We start from the raw sequence: 15,516 nt of genomic DNA on the forward strand, positions 1-15,516 counted from the left end.
ATGGACGAAGGGCTGATCGGGCGCATTGCCGGCGCCGTGGTGGATGATCCGGCAACCGGGATCTTCCGTTGCCGCCGCGATGTTTTCACCGACCCTGAATTGTTCGAACTGGAGATGAAATATATCTTCGAGAGCAATTGGGTCTATCTGGCCCATGAAAGCCAGATCGAGAACAAGAACGACTATCTGACCGCCTGGATCGGGCGCACCCCGGTGATCCTGAACCGGGCCAAGGATGGCGCTCTGAACTGCGTGGTCAATGCCTGCGCGCATCGCGGGGCGAAACTGTGCCGCCGCAAGCGGGGCAATCAGCCGCTCTTCGTCTGTCCCTTCCACGGCTGGAGCTTCAAGACCGACGGCAAGCTGCTGCGCGCCAAGGACGCCAGCAGCGGGGCCTATCCGGAAAGCTTTGACCACGAAGGCTCGCATGACCTGACCCGCGTTCGGGTGGAAAGCTATCGCGGCTTCATCTTCGGCTCGCTCAACCACGATGTCCTGCCGCTGGCCGATCATCTGGGCGAGGCCAGGGTCATCATCGACCAGATGGTCGATCAGGCGCCCGAGGGGCTGGAGGTGCTGACCGGCAATTCCACCTATACGTTCGACGGCAACTGGAAGATGCAGATGGAGAATGGCTGTGACGGCTATCACGTCAGCTCGGTCCATGAAAACTATCAGTCCACCATGGGCCGCCGCGCCGAAGGCGGCACCAAGGCGGTCGATGCCAACGGCTGGTCCAAGGCTCCGGCCAGCGGGGTCTATGGCTTTGAACATGGCCATATCCTGCTCTGGACCCAGGTGCTGAACCCCGAGGTGCGCCCGGTGTGGAACCTGAAGCCGCAGCTTGAGGAACGTCTGGGCGCGGACAAGGCGCGGTTCATTCTGGAGCAGACGCGCAATCTGGCGCTCTATCCCAATGTGTTCCTGATGGATCAGTTCTCCACCCAGATCCGCGTGGTGCGCCCGATCGACGTCCACACCACCGAAGTCACGATCTATTGCTATGCCCCGCGCGGCGAAAGCCCCGAAGATCGCGCCCATCGCATCCGCCAGTATGAGGATTTCTTCAACGTGTCCGGCATGGGCACACCCGACGATCTGGAGGAATTCCGCTCCTGCCAATCGGCCTATGAGGGTGCAGGCGGCCTGTGGAACGACCTGAGCCGCGGGGCCAGGCGCTGGATCGCCGGGCCGGACGCCAATGCCGTCGCAATGGGCATGAACCCCCTGCTGTCAAGCGAGCGCAGCGAGGACGAGGGCCTGTTTGTGCGCCAGCATGAATATTGGGCGCAGGTCATGATGGAGGGCCTGACCCGCGATGGCCATGGACTAATGGAGGCGGCACAATGACCATCGCTCTCGAACAATCCCTGTCCCATGCCGACATCTGCGCCTTCCTCTACCGCGAGGCGCGCCTGCTGGATGATCGCGATTTTGACGCATGGCTGGAATGCTATGCGGACAATGTCGAATATTGGATGCCGGCATGGACCGATGATGACGCGCTGACCACCGACCCGCAGCGCGAGATCTCGCTGATCTATTACGCCAATCGCAAGGGGCTGGAGGACCGGGTCTATCGGCTCAACACCGAACGCTCCTCGGCCAGCACGCCCGAGGCGCGCACCGCCCATTTCATCGCCAATGTCGAGGTTTTGGCGGTTGCCGATGGCGCGCTCGATCTGCGCTACAACTGGCATACGCTCAGCCACCGCTATCAGCAGACCGCGCAGTTTTTCGGGACGACCTTCCTGACGCTGGACACGCGCGGGGATGAGCCCAAAATCCTGAAGAAGAAGATCGTTTTGAAAGACGATTACATTCATCAGGTCATCGACATCTACCACGTCTGAGGAGCAAGCGCTGTGATCTTTCAGGGACGTTTCGCGGGTAAGGTGATGGTCGTTACCGGCGCGGCGCAGGGCATCGGCGCGGGCGTGGCAACCCGCGCGGCGGCCGAAGGGGCCAGCCTCGTTCTGGTTGACCGTGCGCCCTTTGTCACCGAGGTCGAAGAGGCCATCATCGCGGCAGGCGGCAAGGCGATCTCGGTCCAATGCGACCTTGAAACCTATGAAGGCGCGGTCCATGCCATGGCAGCGGCCATCAAGGCGTTTGGCCGGATCGATATCCTCGTCAACAATGTCGGCGGAGCGATCCGCATGCGGCCCTATGCCGAGTTTGCGCCCGAGCAGATCGACGCGGAAATCCGCCGCTCGCTGATGCCCACGCTCTATGGCTGCCATGCCGCGCTGCCCGCCATGCTGGCGCAGAGGGCAGGCGTGATCGTCAATGTCTCCTCCAACGCCACGCGTGGCATCCGCCGTGTGCCCTATTCGGCGGCCAAGGGCGGGATCAATGGGATGACACAGGCGCTGGCCATGGAATATGCCGAAGCGGGCATACGCGTTGTCGCGACCGCGCCGGGGGGTACAAAGGCGCCCCCACGCCGCACCCCGCGCAATGCCGAAGGCGACAATGCGCAGGAGCAGGCATGGATGGCGCAGGCCGTCGAACAGGTCACGCAATCGGCCTTCATGAAGCGCTATGGCACGCTGGAGGAGCAGATCGCCCCGATCCTCTTCCTCGCCTCGGACGAGGCCAGCTATATCACCGGATCGGTGCTGCCCGTGGCGGGCGGCGATCTGGGCTGAGGGAGTTCATCATGCCTTTTACCGATGTGCCGGGCGCACGGATCTATTGGAAGCGCGATGGCCGCGATGATGCGCCCGCGCTGGTGCTGCTCAATTCCATCGGCACGGATATGGATCTGTGGGATGGGGTTTTGCCCCTGCTGCGCGAGCATTTCGCCCTGCTGCGTATCGATGCGCGGGGGCATGGGGCGTCCGGCGCCGAACCGGGGGATATGTCGCTGGCGATGCTGGCGGACGATGTGCTGGCGGTGGCCGATGCGGCGGGGATCGGGCATTTCGCGCTGGCGGGCGTCTCGCTTGGCGGGATGATCGGTATGGAACTGGCCCTGCGCGCGCCTGAAAGGATCAGCGATCTGGCGCTGATCTGCACCTCGGCAACGATGGATGCGGCGTCATGGAACGACCGCATCGCCAAGGTCCGGGCCGAGGGTATGGCGGCGATTGCCGATCTGGCCATGGGGCGCTTCCTGTCCGATGCTGCCCCGCCCGCGATCAGGGAAAGCGTGCGCCGACAATTGCTGACGATGGAGGCCGAGGGCTATGCCGGATGCGGCGCGGCGATTCGCGACATGGATCTGGCCCAGCGCATCGCGGGCATCGCCTGCCCCACGCTCGTCATCACCGGCACGCGCGACACATCCACGCCTTTGACCGGGCATGGCGAGCATCTGCTGGCCCATATTCCGGGGGCTGTGCATCGCTCGCTCGATGCCGCCCATCTCGCCCCGCTGGAGGCGCCCGAGGCGCTGGCCGGGGCCTTGCTCTCATTTCTGCAGGTTCAGACCCATGGGTAAAGCCGATATTGTCATCGTGGGCGCCGGACATGGCGGGGCGCAATGCGCGATCGCCCTGCGGCAAAACGGCTTTACCGGTACGATCACCGTGATCGGGCGCGAGCCGGAATATCCCTATGAACGCCCGCCGCTGTCCAAGGAATATTTCGCGCGGGAAAAGACATTCGAGCGCCTCTACATCCGCCCGCCCGCATTCTGGGCGGAAAAAGATGTGGCCTTTATGCTGGGCCGCGAAGTGGTGGCGGTGGACGCGGCAGCCAAGGTGCTGACGCTCGATGATGGCGCGAGCTATGGCTATGGCCGCCTTGTCTGGGCCACCGGGGGAGATCCGCGCCGCCTTGGCTGTGCCGGGGCCGATCTGGCCGGGGTGCACGCCGTGCGCACCCGCGCCGACTGCGACCGGTTGATGGCGCAGGTGGACGAAGGCATCCGCAACATCGTGGTGATCGGCGGCGGCTATATCGGGCTGGAGGCGGCGGCGGTTCTGTCCAAATCGGGCTTGCACGTTACCCTGCTTGAAGCTCTGCCCCGCGTGCTGGCCCGTGTGGCGGGCGATGAGCTCTCTGCCTTTTATCAGGCCGAACATCGCGCCCATGGCGTCGATCTGCGGCTTGACGCGGTGGTCGAAGGGCTTGAAGGCGAGAGCCATGTCACCGGCGTCAGGCTGGCCGATGGCGAGGTCATTCCAGCCGATGCGGTGATCGTGGGCATCGGCATCGTACCTGCGGTCGGTTCGCTGATCGCGGCGGGCGCACACGGCGGTCCGGGCGTGGTGGTGGACGAATATTGCCGCACCAGCCTGCTCGACATCTATGCCATAGGCGATTGCGCCTCCTTTGCCTGCGCCTATGCCGGGGGCGCGGAAATGCGGGTGGAATCGGTGCAGAACGCCAATGACATGGCGACCTGTGTGGCCAAGGCGATCTGCGGCGATCCCCAACCCTACAAGGCTTTCCCGTGGTTCTGGTCGAACCAGTATGACCTGCGCCTGCAAACCGCCGGGATCAGCCGTGATTTCGATCAGACGGTCCTGCGCGGCGATCCTGCCAACCGGGCTTTTTCCGTGATCTATCTGAAGGATGGCCGAGTCATCGCCCTCGATTGCGTCAATATGGTCAAGGATTATGTTCAGGGGCGCAAGCTGGTGGAAGCAGGCGCGAGGCCAGATCCCGAAAGCCTTGCTGATGTCTTGCAGGCTTTGAAGGATCTGGCGCCGACGGCCTGAGGCTTACAAAACCGCTTCGCGCGCGGATTGCAGCCCCGCCGCGTCATCCAGCCCCAGCGCGCGGATGGCGGCGGGGCGGTTGCGGCAGCGCTCGACATAGGCGTCGATCAATTCGCTGGCCGGGAAAGCCTTGCGGCCGAAGTTCAACGCGCTGGCGATCAGGAGGTCGGCAATGGTGAATTCCTCGCCCAGCACATAATCGCGATGCGCCAGCGTGGTTTCCAGACGGCGCACCACCGCGTCATAATCGCGCTGCTTGTTGGGCGAAGCGGCCAGCGCGCCCGACATGGCCGCAAACATCGCCGGCTCCATCTCGCAAGCATACCATGCCAGCCATGTGCAATAGGCTCCGCGCCAGGCGCTGCCCACCGCCGGGGCCAGATCGGCGCCCGGCAGGGCATCGCCAAGGTAAAGCGCGATCCCGACCGATTCCGTAATCAGCGCATCATCATGCTCGATGGCGGGCACGCGCTGGTCCGGGTGGGGGTTGGCCGGGTCGGGATGGCCCTGCCCGGTCATCGGGCGATAGATCGACACGGGCGCAATCGTATAGGTCGCGCCCAATTCCTCCAGCAGCCAGATGATGCGCGAGGAACGCGATTGCGGGGCGTGATAGAGCGTGATCATGAAAACCTCCTGTTGATCGGATGCCCCCTTGTGCGCCGCCCCTGCTGACAGCATTATGTCAGCAGGGAGAAGCCTGATGCGCCGCGCCGACCGATTGTTTCAGATTATCCAGATCCTGCGCCGTTCCTCGCGCGCCACCACCGCGCAGGATATTGCCCAGGAATTGGAAGTTTCGCCCCGCACGGTCTATCGCGACATTGCCGATCTGATCGGCCAGCGGGTTCCCGTGCGCGGAGAGGCCGGTTTCGGCTATATTCTCGACGACAGTTTCGACATGCCCCCGCTGATGCTGACGCCGGAGGAGATCGAGGCGGCGGTGCTGGGCGCGCAATGGGTGGCGGGGCGCGGCGATCCGGCGCTGGCGGCGGCCGCGCGCGATCTCATCGCCAAGATCACCTCGGTGGTGCCCGAAAAACTGCGCCCCTTCATCGCCCATCCATCCACTGGCGTGCCCTCATGGACCGATACGCCGCCCGACGGCATCGACCTTGCCCGCACCCGGCTGTGGATTCGTGAGGGGCGCAAGATCGCCCTGTCCTATCGCGATGAGAAGGGGGCGGTCAGCCAGCGCGTGGTCTGGCCGGTGATCCTTGGCTATTTCGAAACAGCCCGGATGCTGGCCGCATGGTGCGAGATGCGGCAGGATTTCCGCCATTTCCGCGCCGACCGCATCGTTTCGGCGCAATTTCTGGACGAGGCCCATGGCCTGCGCCCCGGTGAATTGAAGCAAAGGTGGAAGCGCCAGATGGAGCAGCAGCGAAAACCCTAAAGCAATTGCAGATCGCTGATCCCCGCGCCGGGAAAGACGATGCCCAATTGCCGCGCCGACAGCCCATATTGCCGCGCCAGCAAGCCCCCGATCAGCCCCCGGTAATCTGTCAGCACCGGCAGGTCGCGCCCCTGATTGAGCGTGTCGGGGCTGAGCTTGACCTGTGGCCCCGCCATCCGCCCGCCTGCCACCGATCCGCCCAGCACCCAATAGATGCTGCCATGGCCATGGTCGGTGCCCTTGTCGCCATTTTCGCGGAAAGTGCGGCCAAATTCGGACATGACCACCACTGTCGTGTTGCGCCAGTCCTCCGGCCCGATTGCCTCGACAAACCCGGCCAGAGCGCGGCCCAGTTCCCCGATGCGATTGGCCAGATTGCCCTGCGCCCCGCCCTGATTGACATGGGTGTCCCATCCGCCGACATCGACAAAGGCGAGGTTGTACTGATCGCGCATCAGGCGGCCGATGCGGCGGGCGGACAGTTCAAAACCCTTGGCGGTGATCGCGCCGCGCCCGGCGGCCTCCATCTCGCCCCGGATGGATTGAAACACCGTGTCGCGCACGGCAAAGCCCTGTCCGATGGCAGTTTCCAGATCGACGCCCGCCTCGTGCTGGCCGCGATACATGGCTTTGATAAGCTCGGTCTGGCGCGCGTCGATGGAGGGCCGCGATGCCGCATTGCCCAGCGCGATATTGGGCACCACCGGCCCCCCGCGAAAACAGAGCGGCAGTTGGTCGGTAAAGGAAATCGGCTTATCCGCCCCCAGAACGGCGGCCAGACGGCCCATAAAGCCGGACTGGAAATCGCGGCGCGCGGCGATGTTCTGGCCCAATTCGATGCTGTCCTGCGTCTCGAAATGGCTGCGGCTCATGTCATCCGTGCCGGCAAAAGGCACAAAGGCGATCTGCCGCGCCTGCCAGAGGGGCAGGATGCTCTCGCGCAGCGCAGGGTGCAGATTCCAATCGGCGTCCAGCGGCAAAGGCGCATCGGGATTGGCCGGATCAGGGCGGGGCAAGGCAATCGTGGGCCGCGCCTCGTGATAGAAATCGCCGGCCCCCGGCACGATGACATTCACCGCATCATAGGCCCCGCGCAAAAACACCACCAGCAGTCGGTTATTGGCGGCCCCCGGCGCGGCAAAGGCCCGGCCTCCCGCCATCATCAAAGGCAGGCCAAGCGCGGCGGAACGGATCAGATCGCGGCGGTCAAACAGGGTCATCGTCTGTCTCCGATTGTCCATTATCGGCGCATGAAATCGGGCGAGGCAAGGAAGAGCATGTTCCATTCCTGCGGGCTTGCGGCCTGATCCAGCACGGCGCGGGTCTGGCCGGTGGTGGCGCGGTCCACCCCGCCCGACCACAGGGCATTGCGCAGATCGGGCGCGCTGGGCTGATAGGCCACCGCCGGATCGCGCGGGCGCAGCAGGCCCGCCGAACCATTGCCGATGGATTTGGCGATTTCAAAGCGCACCTCCATCTGCCCCGGTCCGGTCCATGCCGAGGCGCCCAGCGGATAGCCATCGGGCGTCTGATGATCGTAAAGCCCCTCGCCCATGCGTTTGAGCCAGTTGATCATCGGATCGACATTGACCACCACATTGCCGTCGCGCCCCGATCCATAGGCATAGCGCACCGCTGAGACGACATAATGCACCGGGTCCTTGAACGCATGGCCCAGCGAAGCGGCATAGGCGGGCGTTGCAGTCATCGCGTCCAGCACGGTGGCAATATCCCCGCCGGACTGGCGCCAGGCGGCGGTCATCCGGTCGACAACGGAGGCAGGCGGGCGGTCGCCCATGAAATAGGTGGCGATCCGGGTGGAAAGGCGGCGCGCGGTGGCCGGATTGCCCGCGATCAGGTCCAGCGCCTGCTCGACCTCGGCATAGCCCGAGCCATGGATCGTGTGACCCATGAATTGTTTGGTGCCGAAATCATGGCGCGCGGGATTGAATTCGAACAGGCCGTCGCGCAGATAAAGCCCCTGCCACTCCGGCTTCAGCCGCGGCGTGTCCGGGTTCAACCGCACCCCCACCCCGGTCAGGATGCGCGCCAGTTCCTGCACATCCTTCTGGCTATAGCCGGAACCCACGCCCATCGTGTGCAGTTCCATGATCTCGCGGGCATAATTCTCGTTGATATGGCCCGCCGCGTTCTGGTCATTGTCCAGATAGCGCAGCATGGCCGGATGGCGCAGCGTAGCCTCCAGCAGATCGCGGAAGCGGCCCAGCGAACGGGTGCGGATGACATCCTCATAATCGCCCACCATCGCGCGGATGTCCCGCTTTTGCCCATGAACGTTGAACTGGTTGAACCAGAACCATGTCATCTGTTCGCGCATCTGATCGGGCGAATAGAGGTCGCGCAGCAGGGATCGGGTTTGCGCCTCGCGCTCAAGCGCGTTCATCGACTGCTGCCATTGCTTTTTGGCGGCCTCGCGCTGGGTGGGGTCGGGCGTCTGGTTGGCGGCGCGGTTTTGCGTGTCCATGTCGGCCACCAATTGCACCATGGACTCGCGGCTGATCCGCATCTCGTCGATCCGCGCCTGCACGGCGGGGGGCAGCGCGGCATCGGACGATGATGCGCCAACCGGCCATTCGGCAAGGCCCCATGTGGCCCGGTTCACCCCGGCCAGCCCGCCGTCCTTCTCCCCCGCCTGTGCGGGGACCGCGCCGATCAGCAGCGGCACCAATATATGCAAACCCAGCAAGCGGCTCATCGCGGCAGCCCTCGGTTAACCTATCCCGCCCCCTTTTGCCGCAAGTTTTATGACCTGTCGATGAACCTGACCTCTAGCGCATCATTCCCATCAGGGTGGGAGCATCGACCGTAAATTTCAGCCCGAAAACGAAAGCATTGCCGATGTCGCGGGGGCGGAACGGGGCGCCGGTCTGGTCCGGGTGAACAATATATTGAATATTGGGCGAAATCCGTATGGCCGGATTTACCTGCGCGCCATAGGCCAGCTCCATCATATATTGGTGGCGATGGATGTTGCCGTCGCCACCCCCGGCCACCCGCGCCGCGCGCATCCGCTCGACCGCCAAGGTGCTGAACTGCTGATCATTGATCAAAAAGCCCAGCGTGTCGGAGTCGCGCCCCTTGAAGGTGCCGGTCTGCAACAGGCCCAATTCAAGGTAATGGCTTTCCTCGACCCGCCCCGACAGATTGGTCATGGCCACGCCGAACAGGGTCAGCCCCCGCTTTGTCGCCGGATCGGGCCGGGTCAACATCTGGTCAAAGCGGAAATAGAGGCCCGAGCGGCCATGCAAAGTCGCCGCATTTTGCCCTGTCAGGATCGCGATCCCGCCACTGGCGTCGCGCAAAGGATCGGCATAATCGCCCCGGTCGAACCAGCCGCCCAGGATGTAATGACCCGGCAGGCGCGTCCTGCCCGCATCGTCGGCATAGCCCGCCTCCCACGGTACGATCACGCCGGTGGCGTTGCGCGTGGAAAAGCTGAAGCCATTGTCATCGGCCTGTTTGCGGTCGGGGTTCACCTCATAGGCCCCGACATGCAGGAACCATTGCGGGGTGAAATTCGCGCGGGCATGGATCATCCAGCTTGAGGCGGGGAAATAGGTGAAATTGCTGTTTTTGAAAACGAAAGTCGGGTTGCCGCAGGCGGAATTGGTCTGAAAATTACAGTAAAGCGGCGAGTTGAGGAAATGGATATTGGCCTGACTGCGCCCCGCCTCGATATTCACCCGGCCATCAAACAGCTTCTGCTCCCATGTCAGGATCGCGAGATGGGTGTTCTGCGTGCCCCACACTTCCTGAACCGAGGTGTTGTTGCCGATGGCGATGCCCGACAGACTCTTGCCGTGGCGGTTGGTAACGGCGAAATGCAAGGTGCCGCCGCCGATCCCGGCGATGCGGTCCATGTCGAGATCCGCGCCCATATAGACCTGTCCGGTATAGGCGCTCGCCCGGCGCAGCCCGCCGCTGACATTGCCCGCCGCCTCGCCGGTATAGTTGAGCGCTAGGGTGATCCCATCATCGGCCAGCGGTTGAAAGGGCTTGACCGGCGCTTCCCGCGCCATGGCATTGGACAAGGAGAGGGCGATGACGCCTGCGGTGCAGGCGCCCTTGAGCATTGTGCGATACATGGGATGATCCTTGCGCGCCCGATCCGTGGGCGCAGGTCAGAGTATAACCGTCAGGCCGCTTCGGGCGCCCGCTTGAGCAGGCCCACCAGCAGAGCCGTCACAACCGTCCCGGCGACAATCGCCAGCGCATAGGCGGCCAGATGGGTCACGGCCCCCGGAATGGGCAGCACGAAAATGCCGCCATGGGGAACCTTGAGCTCCACCCCAAAGGCCATCGAAATGGCCCCGGCCACGGCCGAACCCGCCATCAGCGAGGGGATGATGCGAAACGGATCGCGCGCGGCAAAGGGGATCGCGCCCTCGGTGATGAAGGCAAGACCCAACACACCCGCCGCGCCGCCCGCCTCGCGCTCCTCGGCGCTGAAACGGTTGCGGAACAGGAATGTGGCCAGCGCGATGCCCAGCGGCGGCACCATGCCCGCCGCCATGGTCGCGGCCATCGGCGTATAGACCTGGCTGGACACCAGACCGACCGAGAAGGCATAGCCCGCCTTGTTGACCGGCCCGCCCATGTCAAAGGCCGACATCGCGCCCAGAATGACGCCCAGCAGGATCGCGCTCGACCCTTGCATCGAGCGCAGCCATTCGGTCAGAAAAGCCAGCGCGGCGGCCACCGGCGCGCCCACGGCATAGATCATCACCAGCCCCGTCAGCAGCGAGCCGAGCAAAGGCAGGATCAAAACCGGCTTCAACCCCGACAGGTTTTTGGGCAGGAGGATCAGCCGGTTAAGCCCATCGACGCCATAGCCCGCAATAAACCCCGCCACGATCCCGCCCAGAAAGCCCGCGCCCAGACTCGACGCGATCATGCCGCCGATCATGCCCGGCGCAATGCCGGGGCGGTCGGCCACGGAATAGGCGATATAGCCCGCCAGCGCAGGCACCATCAGAGCAAAGCCCGCCTTGGCACCGATTTCGAACAGGGCATGGGCCAGCGTCCCGGCGGCCGCATCATCATTGGCGTGAATGCCGCCCAGCGCGAAGGCCAGCGCGATCAGCAGGCCCCCCGCCACCACAAAGGGCAGCATGAAGGACACGCCCGTCATCAGATGCTTGTAAGGCCCCGCCCGCTCCTTGACGGCGGCAGGCGCGGTGCTGGACGGCTCGCCGCCCTGCACCTGCGCCTCTGCCAAGGCGCGTTCGATCAGACCCGCGCCGCCGGTGATCGCGGGCTTGGTGTTGCTGATAAACACCCGCTTGCCCGCAAAGCGCGAACGGTCCACCTCGCGGTCGGCGGCGATCAGCACCACGTCGGCCTCGGCAATTTCCTGTGCGGTCAAGGGATTGCCAGCGCCGACCGAACCCTGCGTCTCAATGCGGATCGGATAGCCGAGTTGCCTTGCCCCCTCGGCCAGACCTTCGGCGGCCATAAAGGTATGGGCGATCCCGGTGGGGCAGGAGGTGATGGCAACGATCTTCGGCCTGCTTGCCGCCGCGCCGCCATCCGGCTCGCGGATCGCGCCCTGCGGGTCGGAGAGCACATTGTCGAGGCTGAGCCGCCAATCCGCCCGCGCGGCCAGAGGGTCATCCTCGCCGCCTACAAAGAGCAGCGCCAGATCCTCCCCCAAAGCCTCAAAACTCTGGGCGTCAGTCGGGCGACGCACCGATACCTCGATGGGGCGGCCCTGCGTGCGCGCGGCCTTGCGCAGGGCCTCGGCGGCCAGCAGGGCCTGCACGTCACTGCCCCCGGCGTCGATCACGGCAAAGAGTTTTCTCATTGAATCCTCGTCCCTTTATAATCCATCAGGCCATGGTCATGGCGGAGAGCGAAACCTCCTGCGCCAAGGCTCGCACAGCGCCCAGTTCCGGCAGATTAGGGCCAGCCATGCCCAGCTTACCCACGGCAAAAGCGGTGGCGAGCCGCGCCAGACGCTCCAACGGCAGGCCATCGGCCAACCCAGCAGCAAGCCCGGCCACCATCGCATCGCCCGCGCCCACCGTGCTGGCCACGCCAGCCAGAGCGAGATGGGCGCGAACCGCCCCCTGCGCCGAGACGAACAAGGCCCCTTCTTCGCCCATCGAAATCACCACCAGTTCGACGCCCCGGCGGCACAGATCCGCCGCCACCGCCAGCAGGCCTGCCCGGTCCATCGCCGCCTGCCCGGTCCATGCGGCCAGTTCGCTGCGATTGGGCTTGATGACATGGGGCAGGACAGGCGCGTCCAAAGCATGTTTGAGCGGCAGCCCGCTGGTGTCGAGCAGGACGCGGCATCCACGCTCGCGCAATTGCGCCACCATCGCGGCGTAAACATCATAGGGGCAACCGGGCGGCAGGCTGCCCGAGAGCGCGACCAGATCGCCCGAGCGAACCGCCACGTTCAATTGGCTCACCACCTTGGCGACCAGCGCCTCGTCCACCGCCATGCCGTCGAGGTTGATGTCCGTGGTCCCGGCATCATCGACCAGCTTGAGATTGACGCGGGTGGAACCGGCCACGCGGATGAAACGGTCCTCGATCCCCTTGGCGGCGAACAGCGCGTCAAAGGGAGCGGCATTATCGCTGCCCAGCAGCCCGTGAACCACCACATCGGCGCCCCAGTCGGCCAGGCAACTGGCGACATTGACGCCCTTGCCCCCGGCATTCCGGCGGACGGCGCGGGCGCGGTGGACCTCGCCGGGGATCAGCCGATCGAGCGTGATCGTATGGTCGATGGCCGGGTTAAAGGTGACGGTATGGATACGCATCACGCGGCCTCCCCATCGAGGGCGCGCACTTGGGCGGCGCCTTCCATGTCCAATGCGCGCCGGGCTAGAGCCTCCAAAGCGGGTTTGTTGCTGGCGCGGATGCGGGCCTTGACGGCGGGAATGTCGCGCGGGGTCATCGAGAGTTCGGACACGCCAAGCCCCACAAGCAACGCCGCGCCGAACGGATCACCCGCAATGCCTCCGCATACGCCCACCCAGCGGCCATGGGCCTTCGCCCCTTCCACCGTCATGGCAATCAGGCGCAGAACGGCGGGATGCAGACTGTCGGCCTCGCTGGCCAGATCGGGGTTCTGCCGGTCGATGGCCAGCGCATATTGGGTCAAGTCATTGGTGCCGATGGAAAAGAAATCGGCATGGGGGGCCAGAGCCTTCGCCTGAACGGCGGCGGCGGGCACCTCGATCATGATGCCAATGGGCACGACGGGCGCGCCCAATTCGATGCGGATCGCCTCGCAGGCCTCGCGCAGGCGGATCAATTCCCAGGCCGAGGTGATCATCGGGAACATGATCGAAAGATCGCCTCCCGCCCGCGCGGCACGATACAGCGCGCGCAATTGCGGTTCGAGCAGATCAGGCCGCCGCAGCAACAGCCGCGCCCCGCGCACGCCGAGGAAGGGGTTTTCCTCGCGCGGCAGGTCCAGATGCGGCACCTGCTTGTCCCCGCCGATGTCGAGCGCGCGAACGATCAGCGGGCGCGGCCCAAGAGCCTCGATCATCGCGCGATAGATCGCCTCCTGCTCATCCTCGGATGGGCTTTCGCCGCGTTCGAGAAAGAGGAATTCGGTGCGCATCAGGCCCACACCCTCGCCGCCCTGCACCAGCGCGAATTCGACCTGATCGGGGCGGTTCACATTGGCGGCAACGGCGATTTCATGGCCATCGGTGGTGATGGCGGGACGGCTGCGCTCGGCGGCCTCGGCGGCGCGCTTTTGGGCGATGTCCGCGATCCACTGGCGGGCCGATTCCAGATCCTGCGGCGTGGGGTCGAGCCAGACCCGCCCGCTGTCGCCATCGACGATCACGCAGGCGCCCGGCTCCAGCCCCAGCAAGGACGCCCCGCCCGCCACAATCGAGGGCAGGCCCAGCGTACGCGCCAGAATGGCGCTGTGCGAGGTCGGCCCGCCAAGGGCGGTCGCCACCCCCGCCACGCGCGCAATATCAAGCGTTGCCGTATCGGAAGGAGAAAGGTCGGAAGCGATCAGCACGCAAGGCTCATCGGGCAGATCAGCGAGCGATCCGGCCGCCAGCGAAGGGTCCATCGCGGCCAAAACACGGCGCCCCACATCATGCAGATCCGCCGCCCGCGCCGCCAGCACCGGATTTCCCAGCGCCGACAATTGCCCCGCAATGCGCCCCACGGCCTGATCCCACGACCATGCCACGCCATGCCCTTCGACCATCAACTGACAGGTCAGCGTGATAAGGTCGGTATCGTCGAGCAGATCGGCCTGCGCTTTGAAAATCGCCGCCTCGCCCGCGCCAAGGCGGCGCGTGGTATCGTCGATCAGCACCTTCATCTGAGCCCGCGTCCGGGTCAGCGCGTCCTCAAGCGCGGCGCCCCCGGCCACCAGATCGACCGGTTCATCGGGCACGACCAGTTCGGCGGGGGCGAGGATATGCACCCGGCCGATGGCAAGGCCGGGGCTGGCCGCGACGCCCGCAATGGCCTTGGCTTCGCCCGAGGGTTTCCACCCGCGTACCGGGGCGCTGGCCTTGGCGGCGGCGCGGGCGGCATCTTCCTTTTCGCGCGCGGTCAGGCGGCGGATGGCCTTGACGAATGTGTCCAGCGCCTCGGCGTGATCGGCAGAAATGGCGATCGTATCGCCTGCCTTCAGGCCAAGCTGGAGCAGGGAAACGAGGCTGCGCGGATCGGCGGTTTCAGCGCCATGGCGCACCCGCAGGCGCGCCGAAAGGCCACGCGCCGCTTCCACCCATGCCGAGGCGGGGCGGGCGTGCAGGCCCGAGGGGTAATCGACAGTCCAGCGCTCAACCTCGGCATAATCCTCGGCGGGGACGGTTTCGGCGGTGGGGGCGCCATCCTCGTGCAGGGCGCGGGCGATGGCGTCGGCATCATCCGTGGCGATCAGATGGGCAATGCGCGCCTCATCCTGAATAAGACGGGTCAGGCGGCGCAGGATGGCGATATGGCTGTCCGAATTGGCGGCGATACCCACGACCAGATGGGCGATCTGGCCCGAATTCCACTCGACGCCCTGGCGCAGTTGCAGGATGGCGATGCCGTCGTGCCGAACCAGCCCCTTGTCCTCGCCGAGGCCGTGGGGGATGGCGACGCCCGCGCCAAGGAAAGTGTTGGCCACCGCTTCGCGGCGCACCATGCTTTCCTCATAACCGGGTGCAACGCAGCCTGCGGCCACCAGCAACTGGCCCACCTGACGAATCGCGTCCTCCTTGTCGGCGGCCTTTGCGGCGATACGCACAAGTTCGAGCGAACCAGACACGACTGGGCCGGAAAGGGCGGCGCGGGGCATGATGGCGGAAGGAGCGGGCATGTTCAGAATCTCTCCACGTTCTGTCATTAACGCTAGAAAACGTTTTCTCACCGCTTTTGTCAAGAGCCCTTGCATTTTGTGCGTGATTGCAGGCATGATGCAATGCAGGAGAGGCCATCAGGCCGTTT

Annotated in this window: 13 protein-coding genes; 6 read left to right on the forward strand and 7 right to left on the reverse strand. The window is 65.0% G+C overall.

The window, feature by feature from the left end:
• The 5 genes from FHW92_RS03555 to FHW92_RS03575 are packed head-to-tail and all read left to right on the forward strand — an operon-like array spanning window position 1 to window position 4,670.
• On the forward strand, window positions 1-1,350 hold the full coding sequence (locus FHW92_RS03555) for a Rieske 2Fe-2S domain-containing protein (RefSeq protein ID WP_168601815.1): 1,350 nt from the start codon (window positions 1-3) through the stop codon (window positions 1,348-1,350).
• Complete coding sequence (benB, locus tag FHW92_RS03560) at window positions 1,347-1,853, forward strand: benzoate 1,2-dioxygenase small subunit (RefSeq protein ID WP_168601816.1); 507 nt, start codon at window positions 1,347-1,349, stop codon at window positions 1,851-1,853. The genes FHW92_RS03555 and benB overlap by 4 nt, the downstream gene beginning before the upstream one ends.
• Before the next feature lie 12 nt (window positions 1,854-1,865).
• Window positions 1,866-2,651 (forward strand): benzoate diol dehydrogenase BenD, encoded by a 786-nt coding sequence (gene benD / locus FHW92_RS03565; RefSeq protein WP_168601817.1) that lies wholly within the window; start codon window positions 1,866-1,868, stop codon window positions 2,649-2,651.
• Between the two features lie 11 nt (window positions 2,652-2,662).
• Window positions 2,663-3,445, forward strand: coding sequence for a 3-oxoadipate enol-lactonase (gene pcaD / locus FHW92_RS03570; RefSeq protein ID WP_168601818.1), 783 nt, complete (start codon window positions 2,663-2,665; stop codon window positions 3,443-3,445).
• Window positions 3,438-4,670 carry an FAD-dependent oxidoreductase gene (locus FHW92_RS03575; protein ID WP_168601819.1) on the forward strand — a complete coding sequence of 411 codons (1,233 nt, stop codon included), beginning with the start codon at window positions 3,438-3,440 and terminating at the stop codon, window positions 4,668-4,670. The genes pcaD and FHW92_RS03575 overlap by 8 nt, the downstream gene beginning before the upstream one ends.
• A gap of 3 nt (window positions 4,671-4,673) precedes the next feature.
• Here the strand turns inward: FHW92_RS03575 and FHW92_RS03580 are convergent, their stop codons facing one another.
• A complete protein-coding gene (locus FHW92_RS03580; protein WP_168601820.1) occupies window positions 4,674-5,297 on the reverse strand; it encodes a glutathione S-transferase family protein in 624 nt (207 codons plus the stop codon).
• 76 nt (window positions 5,298-5,373) lie between these two features.
• Between FHW92_RS03580 and FHW92_RS03585 the strand changes: the two genes are divergently transcribed.
• Complete coding sequence (locus FHW92_RS03585; protein WP_168601821.1) at window positions 5,374-6,066, forward strand: YafY family protein; 693 nt, start codon at window positions 5,374-5,376, stop codon at window positions 6,064-6,066.
• Here FHW92_RS03585 and FHW92_RS03590 read toward each other — a convergent pair.
• From FHW92_RS03590 to ptsP, 6 genes are all read right to left on the reverse strand, one after another.
• A complete protein-coding gene (locus FHW92_RS03590; RefSeq protein WP_168601822.1) occupies window positions 6,063-7,286 on the reverse strand; it encodes a DUF1501 domain-containing protein in 1,224 nt (407 codons plus the stop codon). The genes FHW92_RS03585 and FHW92_RS03590 overlap by 4 nt on opposite strands.
• Before the next feature lie 20 nt (window positions 7,287-7,306).
• Window positions 7,307-8,782, reverse strand: a complete 1,476-nt coding sequence (locus tag FHW92_RS03595; RefSeq protein WP_168601823.1) for a DUF1800 domain-containing protein — start codon at window positions 8,780-8,782, stop codon at window positions 7,307-7,309.
• 73 nt (window positions 8,783-8,855) lie between these two features.
• On the reverse strand, window positions 8,856-10,172 hold the full coding sequence (locus tag FHW92_RS03600) for a carbohydrate porin (RefSeq protein WP_168601824.1): 1,317 nt from the start codon (window positions 10,170-10,172) through the stop codon (window positions 8,856-8,858).
• A 50-nt stretch (window positions 10,173-10,222) separates the two neighbouring features.
• A complete protein-coding gene (locus FHW92_RS03605; RefSeq protein WP_168601825.1) occupies window positions 10,223-11,890 on the reverse strand; it encodes a fructose-specific PTS transporter subunit EIIC in 1,668 nt (555 codons plus the stop codon).
• Window positions 11,891-11,915: 25 nt separating this feature from the next.
• Complete coding sequence (gene pfkB, locus FHW92_RS03610) at window positions 11,916-12,857, reverse strand: 1-phosphofructokinase (protein ID WP_168601826.1); 942 nt, start codon at window positions 12,855-12,857, stop codon at window positions 11,916-11,918.
• A complete protein-coding gene (gene ptsP / locus FHW92_RS03615; protein WP_172249151.1) occupies window positions 12,857-15,367 on the reverse strand; it encodes a phosphoenolpyruvate--protein phosphotransferase in 2,511 nt (836 codons plus the stop codon). Before ptsP ends, pfkB begins: the two co-directional genes overlap by 1 nt.
• Between the last annotated feature and the right edge of the window lie 149 nt (window positions 15,368-15,516).

It is taken from the genome of Novosphingobium sp. SG707 (assembly GCF_012275515.1).
In the GTDB taxonomy this organism is placed as follows: Bacteria; Pseudomonadota; Alphaproteobacteria; order Sphingomonadales; family Sphingomonadaceae; genus Novosphingobium.

Bases quoted from the DNA above. Each gene is read 5' to 3' on its own strand.
- FHW92_RS03555 (WP_168601815.1), top strand. From the start codon at position 1: ATGGACGAAGGGCTGATCGGGCGCATTGCCGGCGCCGTGGTGGATGAT.
- benB (WP_168601816.1), top strand. From the start codon at position 1,347: ATGACCATCGCTCTCGAACAATCCCTGTCCCATGCCGACATCTGCGCC.
- pcaD (WP_168601818.1), top strand. From the start codon at position 2,663: ATGCCTTTTACCGATGTGCCGGGCGCACGGATCTATTGGAAGCGCGAT.
- FHW92_RS03575 (WP_168601819.1), top strand. From the start codon at position 3,438: ATGGGTAAAGCCGATATTGTCATCGTGGGCGCCGGACATGGCGGGGCG.
- FHW92_RS03580 (WP_168601820.1), bottom strand. From the start codon at position 5,297: ATGATCACGCTCTATCACGCCCCGCAATCGCGTTCCTCGCGCATCATC.
- FHW92_RS03585 (WP_168601821.1), top strand. From the start codon at position 5,374: ATGCGCCGCGCCGACCGATTGTTTCAGATTATCCAGATCCTGCGCCGT.
- FHW92_RS03590 (WP_168601822.1), bottom strand. From the start codon at position 7,286: ATGACCCTGTTTGACCGCCGCGATCTGATCCGTTCCGCCGCGCTTGGC.
- FHW92_RS03595 (WP_168601823.1), bottom strand. From the start codon at position 8,782: ATGAGCCGCTTGCTGGGTTTGCATATATTGGTGCCGCTGCTGATCGGC.
- FHW92_RS03600 (WP_168601824.1), bottom strand. From the start codon at position 10,172: ATGTATCGCACAATGCTCAAGGGCGCCTGCACCGCAGGCGTCATCGCC.
- FHW92_RS03605 (WP_168601825.1), bottom strand. From the start codon at position 11,890: ATGAGAAAACTCTTTGCCGTGATCGACGCCGGGGGCAGTGACGTGCAG.
- pfkB (WP_168601826.1), bottom strand. From the start codon at position 12,857: ATGCGTATCCATACCGTCACCTTTAACCCGGCCATCGACCATACGATC.
- ptsP (WP_172249151.1), bottom strand. From the start codon at position 15,367: ATGCCCCGCGCCGCCCTTTCCGGCCCAGTCGTGTCTGGTTCGCTCGAA.